This is a genomic window from Polaromonas sp. AET17H-212 (genome assembly GCF_002379085.1).
Classification (GTDB): domain Bacteria; phylum Pseudomonadota; class Gammaproteobacteria; order Burkholderiales; family Burkholderiaceae_C; genus Polaromonas.
In genome coordinates, this window is the sequence record NZ_NBZW01000001.1 from 462,405 (window position 1) to 474,861 (window position 12,457).

At 65.7% G+C, this 12,457-nt stretch carries 9 protein-coding genes; 3 read left to right on the forward strand and 6 right to left on the reverse strand.

From position 1 onward, the window contains the following. The first annotated feature begins 378 nt into the window (after positions 1-378). Together B7G53_RS02130 and B7G53_RS02135 are read left to right on the forward strand one after the other, a co-directional pair. On the forward strand, positions 379-3,624 hold the full coding sequence (locus B7G53_RS02130) for an efflux RND transporter permease subunit (protein WP_096662770.1): 3,246 nt from the start codon (positions 379-381) through the stop codon (positions 3,622-3,624). Positions 3,625-3,632: 8 nt separating this feature from the next. Further along, positions 3,633-5,069 (forward strand): efflux transporter outer membrane subunit, encoded by a 1,437-nt coding sequence (locus B7G53_RS02135; protein WP_255249881.1) that lies wholly within the window; start codon positions 3,633-3,635, stop codon positions 5,067-5,069. Between the two features lie 193 nt (positions 5,070-5,262). On the opposite strand, the gene B7G53_RS02140 is transcribed toward B7G53_RS02135, so the two are convergent. From B7G53_RS02140 to B7G53_RS02165, 6 genes are all read right to left on the reverse strand, one after another. After that, a complete protein-coding gene (locus tag B7G53_RS02140) occupies positions 5,263-5,895 on the reverse strand; it encodes a YitT family protein (protein ID WP_096662776.1) in 633 nt (210 codons plus the stop codon). After that, the gene (locus B7G53_RS02145) at positions 5,892-6,398 is read right to left on the reverse strand and encodes a hemerythrin domain-containing protein (RefSeq protein ID WP_096662879.1); all 507 of its coding nucleotides are present in this window, start codon (positions 6,396-6,398) and stop codon (positions 5,892-5,894) included. The genes B7G53_RS02140 and B7G53_RS02145 overlap by 4 nt, the downstream gene beginning before the upstream one ends. Before the next feature lie 194 nt (positions 6,399-6,592). Then, positions 6,593-7,924 (reverse strand): phosphoglucosamine mutase, encoded by a 1,332-nt coding sequence (glmM, locus tag B7G53_RS02150; protein WP_096662779.1) that lies wholly within the window; start codon positions 7,922-7,924, stop codon positions 6,593-6,595. Positions 7,925-7,974: 50 nt separating this feature from the next. Continuing rightward, entirely contained in the window at positions 7,975-8,868 is an 894-nt protein-coding gene (gene folP, locus B7G53_RS02155; RefSeq protein WP_096662782.1) for a dihydropteroate synthase, read from the reverse strand. Positions 8,869-8,931: 63 nt separating this feature from the next. After that, the gene (gene ftsH / locus B7G53_RS02160; RefSeq protein WP_096662785.1) at positions 8,932-10,854 is read right to left on the reverse strand and encodes an ATP-dependent zinc metalloprotease FtsH; all 1,923 of its coding nucleotides are present in this window, start codon (positions 10,852-10,854) and stop codon (positions 8,932-8,934) included. 133 nt (positions 10,855-10,987) lie between these two features. Continuing rightward, positions 10,988-11,674: an RlmE family RNA methyltransferase gene (locus tag B7G53_RS02165; protein ID WP_096662788.1), complete on the reverse strand. Its 687-nt coding sequence runs from the start codon at positions 11,672-11,674 to the stop codon at positions 10,988-10,990. Between the two features lie 89 nt (positions 11,675-11,763). Here B7G53_RS02165 and B7G53_RS02170 point away from each other — a divergent pair, with 89 nt between their 5' ends. After that, positions 11,764-12,240 (forward strand): YhbY family RNA-binding protein, encoded by a 477-nt coding sequence (locus B7G53_RS02170; protein WP_096662791.1) that lies wholly within the window; start codon positions 11,764-11,766, stop codon positions 12,238-12,240. The last annotated feature ends 217 nt before the right edge of the window (positions 12,241-12,457 follow it).

Sequence of the window (12,457 nt, forward strand, 5' to 3'; positions counted from 1 at the left end):
TCGGCGCTGCCAGAAGGGTGGTGGGTTCGGGAGCGGGTTCGGATTCGGAATCGGGCTCCGGCGAGGACGCGCTTTGCGCGTCCTCGCCTCCCCGAACTGGAATTTATTCCCCCACCCGTCAGGCTGGGCCGAGGAGCGCAGGCAAAAGCGGATCAGGGCTCGCGATTGTCTGAGCCGCAGGCGAGTTCGAGCGAGACCCCGCTTTTGCCGAGCACCGCAGGTTGCCCGCAGCGAAGCGAAGGGACCCGGACTGTCGGGTCGCCTTTTCTTTGGTGACTTTCTTTTGGCGACGCAAAAGAAAGTTACTTGCCGCCGGGCAACCCCCGGCCAACAGGCGCAACCCGTACAACCGAAGCAGCGAACAGCGGAGACGAAGAGATGAACCTCTCCGAACCCTTCGTCCGCCGCCCGGTAGCCACGGTGCTGCTGACCATAGGCCTGGCCCTCGCCGGCATAGGTGCGTTTTTCGTGCTGCCGGTCTCGCCCCTGCCGCAGGTGGACTTCCCGACGATTTCGGTCAATGCCTCGCTGCCCGGCGCCAGCCCGTCCACCATGGCCAGCAGCGTGGCGACACCGCTGGAGCGGCGCCTGGGCACGATCGCGGGGGTCAACGAAATGACGTCCAGCAGCGGCACGGGCTCGACCCGCATCAGCCTGCAGTTCGACCTGAACCGCAAGATCGACGCCGCGGCGCGCGAGGTGCAGGCCGCCATCAACGCCTCGCGTGTGGACCTGCCCGCCACCTTGCGCAGCAACCCGACCTACCGCAAGGCGAACCCGGCCGCAGCGCCGGTCATCATCCTGGCGCTGACCTCCAAAACCCGCGCGCCCGGCCAGATCTACGACGAAGTCTCCAACCTGGTGCAGCAGAAAATCGCCCAGGTGCCGGGCGTCGGTGATGTCGAACTCGGCGGCGGTTCGTTGCCGGCCGTGCGGGTGGACCTGCTGCCGTTTGCGCTGAACCGCTACGGCGTCAGCATGGAAGACGTGCGTGCCGCCCTGCAGGCGTCCAACGCCAACCGGCCCAAGGGGGCGATTGAAGGCAACGGCCAGCGCCTGCAGATCTACTCGGGCGCCAGCACGGCCAGCGGCGGGCGCAAGGCGGCGGACTACCGCGACCTGGTGGTGGCCTGGCGCAACAATGCGGCGATCCGCCTGCGTGACGTGGCCGAGGTGGTGGACGGTGTGGAGAACATCAACACCCTGGGCCTGTTCAATGGCGAGCCGGCCGTGATCGTGCTGGTCACGCGCCAGCCCGATGCGAATGTGATTGCCACGGTGGACGGCGTGCGCGCCCTGCTGCCCGAGCTGCAGGCCCAGTTGCCGCAGGACGTGGTGCTGCAGGTCGCGTCGGACCGCACCAACTCGATACGCGCCTCGCTCAAGGAGATCGAAATCACGCTGCTGATCTCGATTGCACTCGTGGTGCTGGTGGTCAGCGCCTTTTTGCGCAGCGCACGCGCCACCGTGATTCCGGCCGTGGCCACCGTGGTCTCGCTGCTGGGCACCTTCGGCGTGATGTATTTCCTGGGCTTCAGCCTGAACAACCTGAGCCTGATGGCGCTCACGGTGGCCACCGGTTTTGTGGTGGACGACGCCATCGTGGTGCTGGAAAACACCAGCCGGCACATCGAGGCCGGCATGGACCGCTTCAAGGCCGCGCTGCTGGGCGCGCGCGAGGTGGGTTTCACGGTGCTGTCCATCAGCCTGTCGCTGGTGGCGGTGTTCATCCCGCTGCTCTTCATGGGCGGGCAAACCGGCCGGCTGTTCCGCGAGTTTGCGGTGACGCTGTCGGCGGCGGTGCTGATCTCGCTGCTGATCTCGCTGACCACCACGCCGATGATGTGCGCCTGGCTGCTCAAGCCCGACGCCCACACGACGCCGCCCGGGCGGGTGGCGCGCTGGTTCGAGGCGGCGTTCAGGCGCCTGCACCGCGGCTACGAGATCAGCCTCGACTGGGCGCTGGCCAGCCGGGTGATCGTGATGCTGAGCCTGCTGGCCGTCATTGCGCTCAATGTCTACCTGTTCGTCGCCATCCCCAAGGGCTACTTCCCGCAGCAGGACACCGGGCAGATCAGCGGCGGCATACGCGCGGACCGCAGCATTTCCTTCCAGGCCATGCAGAGCAAGCTGAAGGCGCTGGTGGACATCATCCGGGCCGACCCGGCGGTCGATACCGTGGTCGGTTTTACCGGCGGCTCGCGCGCCGGCGGCGGCTTCATGTTCATCAACCTCAAGCCGGTGAGCCAGCGCACGGACAAGGGCCAGGCGGTGATCGCGCGGCTGCGCCCGCAGCTGGCGCAGATCACCGGCATCACCCTGTTTCTGAACCCGGTGCAGGACCTGCGCGGCGGCGGGCGGGCCAGCAACTCCACCTACCAGTACACCCTGAAGAGTGACAACAACAACGACCTGAAAATCTGGGCGGTGCGCCTGGCCGAGCAGATGAAGCTGCAGCCGGCGCTGACCGACGTGGACACCGACCAGCAGGAAAACGGCGTGGAGACCATGGTCACCGTGGACAAGGACAGCGCGGCGCGGCTGGGCATCAGTTCACGCGACGTGGACAACGCGCTGTACAACGGTTTCGGCCAGCGCCAGGTCGCCACCATTTATGCCGACCTGAACCAGTACAAGGTCATCATGGGTGTGGCGCCGCGCTACATCCAGAGCCCGGAATCGCTGAAAGACATTTATGTTCCCGCCAAAGGCGGCAGCGGCACGACCCTCGCCGCGGCAACCCCGGCCGCCGGCACCAGCGTGGTCAACCCGGCGCTGCGCGACCCCTCCTCGGGCCAGGCGCTGAGCGCAGCGGTGACCACCATGGTGCCGCTCTCAGCAATTGCGAGCTTCAGCGAAAACCCGACGGCGGCATCGATCAGCCATGAAGACGGCGAGCTTTCGACCACGGTGTCCTTCAACCTGGCCGAGGGCATCCCGCTCAGCCAGGCCCAGGACGCCGTCAAACAGGCCGAAGCCGAGATTCGTCTGCCCATCAACGTGCGCGGCAGTTTTTCAGGGACGGCGCTCAGTGCCCAGCAATCGCAAAACGAGCAGCCCCTGCTGATCCTGGCGGCGCTGATCGTGATCTACATCGTGCTGGGCATCCTGTACGAAAGCCTGGTGCACCCGATCACGGTGCTGTCCACCCTGCCCTCGGCCGGCGTGGGTGCGGTGCTCGCGCTGATGCTGTTCAAGATGGAGTTTTCCATCATCGCGCTGGTTGGTGTCTTTCTGCTGATCGGCATCGTCAAGAAAAATGCCATCCTGATCATCGACTTCGCGATCGAGGCCGAGCGCTCGCGCGGCCTGTCGGCCGTCGAAGCGGTGCGCGAGGCCTGCCTGCTGCGCTTCCGGCCCATCCTGATGACCACGCTGGCGGCCATCCTGGGCGCGTTGCCGCTGGCCATCGGTTTTGGCGAGGGTGCCGAGCTGCGCCGGCCACTGGGCATCTCCATCATCGGCGGCCTGATTGCCAGCCAGCTGCTCACGCTGCTGACCACGCCGGTGGTCTACATCCTGCTCGACAAGCTGCGCCGCCGCAGCCCGTCCGAGCGCCACCTGAGCCGTCATCCCGATGATGCCAGCGCGCCAACACCCGGTGTGCCGCTGCAACTGCAATGAGGCCCGCCATGCGATCCAGATTCACGCTTTACCCCATCGCCGCTGCGCTTGTTGTTCTGCTCGGCGGCTGCGCCGTCGGTCCCACCTACCAGCGGCCGCTCACGCCCGAGGTCAGCAGCTACAAGGAGGCCGAAGGCTGGGTGCCCGCCGCACCGGCCGATGCGCTGGAACGCGGCCCCTGGTGGTCGCTGTTCGGTGACCCGGTGCTCGACCAGCTGGCCGCGCGGGTCGAGGTGTCCAACCAGAACGTCGCCGCCGCCGTGGCCGCCTACGCGCAGGCCCGTGCGCTGGTGCGCGAGCAGCGCGCGTCTCTCTTTCCGGCGGTCACGCTGGGCAGCGGTGCCACCCGCTCCGGCAGCGATGGCAGCAGCAGTGGCAGCACAACCACGACAAACACCTCGGGCGGGCGCACCGGCAACAACTACCAGCTCAGCATAGGCGGCAGCTGGGAGCCCGACGTCTGGGGCCGTCTCGGCCGTGCGGTCGATGGTGCCAGCGCGGGCGCCCAGGCCAGCGCGGCCGATCTGGCCTCGGCCAAGCTGTCGGCGCAAGGCGAACTGGCCATCAACTACTTTTCGCTGCGCCAGCTGGACGCGCAGAAGGGCCTGCTCGAGGACACCCTCACCGGCTACCGACGCGCACTGGAAATTGCACAGAACCGCTACAACGCCGGCATTGTCGGCAAGACCGATGTGTTGCAGGCGCAAACCCAGCTCGCCAATGCCCAGGCCGACGATGCCGGCCTGGTGCGGCAGCGCGCGCAGCTCGAGCATGCGATCGCCGTGCTGGTCGGTGAGGCGCCGGGCAATTTTTCGCTCGCCCGCGCGGCATGGAAACCTTCCGTGCCCGAGGTTCCGGTCGGTGTGCCGTCGACGCTGCTGCAGCGCCGGCCCGACATCGCCGCGGCCGAACGCCGCGTGGCGGCCGCCAACGAGCAGATCGGCATCGCCAAAAGCGCCTATTACCCCAAGCTGTCCCTGAGTGCCTCCTATGGCCTGGGCGCCAGCCGTGTGGCGGACCTGTTCAGCGCTTCCAGCATGGCTTGGTCGCTGGGCCTGTCGGCCGCGCAGGTGCTGTTCAATGCCGGGGCCACGGGCGCCCGCGTGGAAGGCAGCGAGGCCGCCCACGCACAAACCGTGGCGCGTTACCGGCAGACCGTGCTGGCCGCCTTCCAGGATGTCGAGGACCAGCTCGCCGCGACCCGCGTGCTGCTCACCCAGCAGGAGCTGCGCCGCCAGGCCTCCGCCTCGGCCGACCAGGTCGAGCAGCAGGTGCTCAACCGCTACCGCAGCGGCCAGGTCGGCTACACCGAGGTCATCGCCGCGCAGGCCACTGCCTTGAGCGCGCGCCGCGCGCTGGTGCAGGCCATGGCCGACCGCCAGACCACCGCCGTGGCGCTGATCCAGTCGCTCGGTGGCGGCTGGCAGGCGGAGCCATCGCCCTGAGCGATCCGGCCATGCTTCGTTTTCAGGAGCACCCACTGCACGTAGTCACTGGGCTGCAGGCCTGAATCTCGTCAAGACCACGGGCGCGATGGCGCAGGACGCCCAGCGCGCCGGTAAATAAATTCGAGGTTCGGCTGAGGTGCTGCCTCGTCCCGGAAGGGGCTGTTCCGGATACTGGTCTGAAGAGACGCAGCTACATCGCCATGTAGCGGCCGGGCCGGTGGTTGATGGCCAGGGCCAGGTTCAGCACCACGGCGCCCAGCACCGACAACGCCACCCGCTGCCAGTCGGTCACCCACAGCGCACCCAGCACGATCAGGCCGTCCATGACCATCTGCACCTTGCCGGCGCGCCAACCCAGGCGGTCCTGCAGGTAAAGCACCACGATGTTCAGCCCGCCCAGGCTGGCGCCATGGCGAAACACGATGAGCATGCCCGCGCCGCAGAGCAGCCCGCCGAGTACCGCCGCCAGCGCGGGAGACAGGTAGCCGAAGGCCAGCCCCTGCGGCAGGACCCAGGTGAACAGCGACAGCAGGCCCACGGCCGCAAAGGTTTTGAGGGTGAAGGCCAGCCCCATGCGCCGCCACGCAAAAACATAAAAAGGCAGGTTCACCGCAAAAAACGCGAGGCTGAAACTCAGGCCGGTGGCGTAGTGAATCAGAAAAGCGATGCCGGCCGTGCCGCCCGTCAACAGTCCGGCGTGACCAAACATGACCACGCCCAGCGCCACAAACAGGGTGCCAGTGGTGAGGGCCTGCACATCCTCATGCAGGCGGTGGTGCGGCACGCCCATGGCACCGGCCGCAACGGCAGGCGCGGTACTCATGCCGCCTGGGCGGTGGCTGCAGGCGCCTGGGTGTCGGTGCAACTGGCGCCGCCGCAACCGTGAATGATGTCCCTGGGCAAGGCCTCGGGCATGGCCACCACGCCCGTGACCGGGTCGTACCCGATGCCGCGCAGGTGCAGGGCCAGTGCGGCATCCATGGTCTGGGCGTGCTGGGGAAACCAGAGCGCGAGTTCTCGCGCCATGTCGCGCAGCATCTTCAGGTTGCCGGTTTCGCCGCCGGTCAGGCCTTCACGCATGACCTGCAGCACGATCTTGTGCTGCACGCTGTGGCAGTTGGACGATGAAAACCGCGTCTCCTTCATCCAGCGATCTTCCCGGCTGAAATGTTCAGCAGTGTGGTCCAGCAAGACGCGCCAGTGGTCCAGCAGCGCGTGGTCTGCGGCGTTTTCCACCTGCGCCAGCAGGTCGACAAATTCCCGGTGGGTGTCATCCATCGCGGGCAGGTCGAGCGCGAGCGCGTCAGACCATTCAAGATTCGGCATGTTCATGGCTCCGGCAGGGGTAAAACGCCAGCTTACGCAATCCCCTGCGGAAAAACTTGATCCAGGTCATGAATCCGTGCGCCAGGGCGCATGGCGCCGGTGCCTCCGCGCCCCCTGAACAGAATGCTCTCTTTTTGATAGCTGCTGGCGCCCGGCCACCCTGGACCAGCGGCACTATTCATTCAAAACCCGGGTCAGAGCCTGACGGTATCCGCCACCCGCTCGGCACAGGCCAGGGCCTGCGCGGCGTCGCGCGCCTCCACCATGACACGCAGCAGCGGCTCGGTGCCGCTGGCGCGGATCAGCAGCCGGCCGCTGTCGCCGAGCTCGGCTTCAACGCTGCGGCTCATGTCTGCCAGGGCCGCGCTGCTTTTCCAGTCCTGCCCGGGCTGCAAGCGCACGTTGATCAGGGTCTGGGGGAACAGCGTGACGTCGGCCAGCAGTTGCGCCAGGCTTTTGCCGCTGCGCACACAGGCCTGCAAGACTTGCAGCGCGCTGATCAGTCCATCACCGGTGCTGTGTTTGTCCAGCGCCAGCAGGTGGCCGGAGCCTTCGCCGCCGAGCAGCCAGCCGTGTTTCTCCAGTTCTTCCAGCACGTAGCGGTCACCGACCTTGGCGCGCACAAACTCGACGCCTCGGGCTTTCAGGGCCACTTCGACGGCCATGTTGGTCATCAGGGTGCCGACCGCGCCCGGCACTTTTTCGCCGCGCGCCAGGCGCTCAGCCACCATCAGGTACAGCACTTCGTCGCCATTGAAAAGACGGCCCTGGGCGTCCACCAGCTGCAGCCGGTCGGCGTCGCCGTCCAGCGCCACGCCGTAATCCGCCCCATAGGCCTTGACGGCCTTGATCAACGCCTCGGGATGGGTCGCGCCGACCTCGTGGTTGATGTTCATGCCGTCGGGTGCGCAGCCGATGGCAATGACCTCGGCCCCCAGCTCATGAAAGACTTCCGGTGCAATGTGGTAGGCCGCACCGTGCGCCGCATCAACGACGATCTTCATGCCTTTGAGTGTCAGGTCATTGGCAAACGTGCTTTTGCAGAACTCGATGTAGCGGCCGGCGGCATCATCGAGCCGGCGCGTCTTGCCGAGGTTGGGCGAGTCCGCCCACACCGGCGCCTGTTCCAGCACGGCCTCGACTTCCTGCTCCCAGGCGTCCGGCAGCTTGGCGCCCTGGGCGCTGAAGAACTTGATGCCGTTGTCGGGAAAGGCGTTGTGGCTGGCACTGATCACCACGCCCAGGCTGGCACGCTGCGTGCGCGTGAGGTAGGCCACGCCCGGCGTCGGCAAGGGCCCGAGCAGCACCACGTCAACGCCGGCGGAGTTGAACCCCGACTCCAGCGCACTCTCGAGCATGTAGCCGGAAATGCGGGTGTCCTTGCCAATCAGCACGGTGGGCCGGGCCTCGGTCTTTTTCAGCACGCGGCCGACCGCATGCGCCAGGCGGAGCACAAAATCAGGCGTGATGGGCGCCTGGCCCACCGTGCCGCGAATGCCGTCGGTGCCGAAGTATGTTCTGGTCATGGATGGATGTCCCTGGATGGTCTGTTTCAATGTCGCCGTGAGCGGAAATTCTACGGTGCGCCGTCCGGCCCGCTTGTAGGCTGCGGCGCCGTGGCAGCCAGCCAAACCTTCAGTGCCTGCACGGTTTCGCGCACATCGTGCACACGCACCACCCGCGCACCGCGGTCCACGGCCAGCACGGCGGCGGTGACGCTGGGCACCATGCGGTCGATGATGTCGAGCTGGGCCACCTGGGCCAGCGAGCTGCTGCTCACAGCGGCCAGCGAGGACTTGCGCGACCAACCGGCCAGCAGCGGATAACCGGCCGCCAGCAGCTCGCGCTGGCGCGCCAGCAAGGCGAAATTCTGCGCCACCGTCTTGCCGAAACCGATGCCCGGGTCCAGCACGATGCGGTCGGCAGCGACGCCCAGCGCGCGCAGCTCAGCGGCGGCCTGGGCCAGAAAAGCCAGCACCTGCGGCACCACGTCGCCGTCCATGGGAGCGGCCTGCATGGTCTGCGGCTCCCGGTGCATGTGCATCAGGCACACGCCACACGCGGGATGCGCGGCCACGACGGCGGCTGCGCCGGGCTGGCGCAGCGCCCAGATGTCGTTGATGATGTCGGCCCCCAGGTCCAGCACCGCGGCCATGACTTCGGGCTTGTAGGTGTCCACCGACACCGGCACGCCCAGGGTCGCCGCATGGCGCACGACCGGCAACACGCGAGCCAGCTCTTCGTCGAGCGGCACAGGCGGTGCCCCGGGACGGGTGGACTCGCCGCCGATGTCGAGCATGTCGGCGCCGTCCTTGACAAGCTGCTCGCAATGCGCAAACGCGGACCGCTGCGCGCCTCCCGCGGAAAAGTATTTGCCGCCGTCCGAAAACGAATCAGGGGTGACGTTGACGATGCCCATCACGCGGGGCTGGTCAAGGTCGATTTGAAAGCGCGAGGTTTGCCAGAGCATGGGGTATTTTCGAGCCAAAGAAAAACCGGGGACGTGCCCCGGTTGTCATGTGGATGGCGGCGTTCAAGCCACCGTGGGTGCCGGGTCGGTCGCGACCGCCGGCGTGCCGCCGCTGGGACCACCGCTGCCGCCCACCGACGGGTTGCGCGGTGTCCAGTCTTTCGGTGGACGCGGCTCCTTGCCGGCCATGATGTCGTCGAGCTGCTCGACGTCAATCGTCTCCCACTCCAGCAGGGCCTTGGCCATCGCGTGAATCTTGTCCTGGTTGTCCTCGATCAGCTTGCGCGCCTGGGCGTACTGCTGGTCGATGATGCGGCGCACTTCTTCGTCGACCTTTTTCAGGGTCGACTCGCTCATGTTGTTGGTCTTGGTGACCGAACGGCCCAGGAACACTTCGCCTTCGTTCTCGGCGTAGACCATGGGGCCCAGCGCCTCGCTCATGCCGTAACGCGTGACCATGTCCCTGGCCAGCGCGGTGGCGCGTTCGAAGTCGTTGCTCGCGCCGGTCGTCATCTGGTTCATGAAGACTTCTTCGGCGATGCGCCCGCCGAACAACATGCTGATCTGGCTCAGCATGTACTCGCGGTCGTAGCTGTAGCGGTCCTGGGCCGGCAGGCTCATGGTGACGCCCAGCGCGCGGCCGCGCGGAATGATGGTGACCTTGTGCACCGGATCGCACTTGGGCAGCATCTTGCCGAGCAGGGCGTGGCCCGACTCGTGGTAAGCCGTGTTCCTGCGCTCCGACTCGGGCATGACCATGCTCTTGCGCTCGGGGCCCATCAGGATCTTGTCCTTGGCTTTTTCGAAGTCCTGCATTTCCACGGTGCGCGCATTGCGGCGTGCAGCCATCAGGGCGGCTTCGTTGCAGAGGTTGGCCAGATCGGCGCCGGACATGCCGGGGGTGCCGCGGGCGATTACGCTGGCGTTGACGTCCTGGCCGAGCGGCACCTTGCGCATGTGCACATTGAGGATCTGCTCGCGGCCACGGATGTCGGGCAGCGTCACATACACCTGGCGGTCAAAACGGCCGGGACGCAGCAAGGCAGCATCCAGGATGTCGGGCCGGTTGGTGGCAGCCACCACAATCACGCCGACATTGGTTTCGAAACCGTCCATCTCGACCAGCATCTGGTTCAGGGTCTGTTCACGCTCGTCGTTGCCACCACCCAGGCCTGCGCCACGCTGGCGGCCGACAGCGTCGATCTCGTCGATGAAGATGATGCAGGGGGCGTTTTTCTTGGCGTTGTCGAACATGTCGCGCACGCGGGCCGCGCCCACGCCGACGAACATCTCGACGAAGTCAGAACCGGAAATAGAGAAAAACGGGACCTTGGCTTCGCCGGCAATGCCTTTGGCGAGCAGGGTCTTGCCGGTGCCCGGAGGGCCGACCAGCAACAGGCCGCGCGGAATGCGACCGCCCAGCTTCTGGAATTTTTGCGGGTCTTTCAGGAAGTCGACAACTTCCTTGACCTCTTCCTTGGCCTCGTCGCAGCCGGCCACGTCGGCAAAGGTCACGGTGTTGGTGGACTCGTCGAGCATGCGGGCCTTGGATTTGCCGAAGCTGAAGGCCCCGCCCTTGCCGCCGCCCTGCATTTGCCGCATGAAATAAATCCAGACGCCGATCAGCAACAGCATCGGACCCCAGCTGACCAGCAGGGTCATCAGGAGCGAGCCTTCTTCACGCGGCTTGACGTCGAACTTGACGTCATTGGCGATCAGGTCGCCGACCAGACCGCGGTCCAGGTAGGTGGCCGTGGTGCGGATGCGGCGGTCATCGGTCGTGACGGCCGAAATTTCCGTACCGCCCTGCCCCTCCGCGATGGTCGCGGACTTGATGCGTTTGCCCTTGACCTCGTCCAGGAACTCCGAATAGCCAAGGTAATTCGTACCGGCGCCACCGCGTGTATCAAATTGCTTGAAAACGGTGAACAGCACCATGGCGATCACCAGCCAGATTGCAATTTTAGAAAACCACTGATTGTTCAAGGATGTCTCCGATAGAGGAACACAAGGCACATGCGCCTGATTTTAGGCGTTTCAAGGGCAAAAGCCGCATGTAAAGCCCGGGACATCCCTTGGTTTGAAGCGGGATTGCGGCATTTATTGCGTTTCAGCAAGCTCAGGCCGTTTCGGCCGGCCTGTTTTTCAGCCCCATGCCGACCAGAAAGGTTTCCGATGATTCCGAGCGCGAGGCCTTGGGCTTGACGGGTTTGACCACCTTGAAGGTCTCCTTGAACAGCTTGACCAGCGGGCTGTAGGCCCCGCCATGGAACAACTTGACCACCAGCGCACCCTCGGGCTTGAGGTGCTGCACGGAAAAATCCACCGCCAGCTCCACCAGGTGGGCAATGCGGGCGGCGTCGGCCGATTCAATGCCCGACAGGTTGGGCGCCATGTCGGAAATCACGACATCCACCTTGGTAAAGCCTTTGTCGGCAGCCAGCGTCTGCTCCAGAGCCTGCAGCACCTCCGGCTCCCGGAAGTCCCCCTGGATGAACACAACGCCCTCGACCGGGTCCATCGGCAGGATGTCGAGCGCGATGATGCGCCCATTGAGTGCGCCGGCCGCCGCGCCCGCCGGCGAGAGCTTGCGGCGCGCGTACTGGCTCCAGGCGCCGGGCACGCTGCCCAGGTCCACCACACAGTGGCCGGGCTTGATCAGGCCCAGCATTTCATCGATTTCCTTGAGCTTGTAGGCCGCGCGGGCCCGGTAACCCTCTCTTTTGGCCAGCTTGACGTAGGTATCGTTGACGTGGTCATTCAGCCACGCTTTGTTGACCTTTTTGCTTTGGGTTTTTACTTTCATGCCCGTATTGTCCTCTTACCGAAAGCCGGGCGCTGCGGCATCCCCAACGATAAATCAACGGCAGCGGCGGCTTCTAGGATAATCAGGGCATGGCTCAAATATTACTTACCCCTGCCCAGCGCAAAGACCACCGCGCCGAAGCGCACCACCTGGACCCCGTCGTGATGGTCGGCTCGGACGGCCTGACCGCCGCTGTCAAAAGGGAAATCGACCTGGCCCTGAAGGCGCACGGCCTGATCAAGGTCCGTGTGCAGTCGGACGACCGCCCCGCGCGCGAGGCCATGTTCCAGGCCCTGGCCGACGAGCTCGGCGCCGCGCCCATCCAGCACATCGGCAAGCTGCTGGTGCTGTGGCGCCCGATGCCCGAAAAGGAAAAAAAGGTCAACGAGGACCGCATGCCGGGTCCGCGCGACGTCAAGGTGCTGAAAAACAGCGCGCGTTACGGCCAGCGCCCCGAAGTCAAGACCCTGCGCGTGCTGGGCAACCAGCGCCTGACGCCGGGCGGCACCGTCAAACGTGCAAAACCGAAAAAGCAGCAAAGCGCCAAAAAACGCGCCCAGGGCTAGGGCCTGTTCACACTATTTATGCAAGATGCGTTGCGAGTCAAAAAGGCCATGCGTGAGGCGCAAAATGGAGCCGGGCTGGCGCCCGGCAAGGCTTTGCAACGCTGCGCATGGTCTTTTTGGCCGCAACCCGGAGGGAACGTGGTTAAAACAGCGCCACTCGTTGTTGCACTCCTAACTCAGCCGCCCAGGCTGAGCGTCGTCGCGCGCCTAGATTGGC

Bases quoted from the DNA above. Each gene is read 5' to 3' on its own strand.
- B7G53_RS02130 (WP_096662770.1), top strand. From the start codon at position 379: ATGAACCTCTCCGAACCCTTCGTCCGCCGCCCGGTAGCCACGGTGCTG.
- B7G53_RS02135 (WP_255249881.1), top strand. From the start codon at position 3,633: ATGCGATCCAGATTCACGCTTTACCCCATCGCCGCTGCGCTTGTTGTT.
- B7G53_RS02140 (WP_096662776.1), bottom strand. From the start codon at position 5,895: ATGAGTACCGCGCCTGCCGTTGCGGCCGGTGCCATGGGCGTGCCGCAC.
- B7G53_RS02145 (WP_096662879.1), bottom strand. From the start codon at position 6,398: ATGCCGAATCTTGAATGGTCTGACGCGCTCGCGCTCGACCTGCCCGCG.
- glmM (WP_096662779.1), bottom strand. From the start codon at position 7,924: ATGACCAGAACATACTTCGGCACCGACGGCATTCGCGGCACGGTGGGC.
- folP (WP_096662782.1), bottom strand. From the start codon at position 8,868: ATGCTCTGGCAAACCTCGCGCTTTCAAATCGACCTTGACCAGCCCCGC.
- B7G53_RS02165 (WP_096662788.1), bottom strand. From the start codon at position 11,674: ATGAAAGTAAAAACCCAAAGCAAAAAGGTCAACAAAGCGTGGCTGAAT.
- B7G53_RS02170 (WP_096662791.1), top strand. From the start codon at position 11,764: ATGGCTCAAATATTACTTACCCCTGCCCAGCGCAAAGACCACCGCGCC.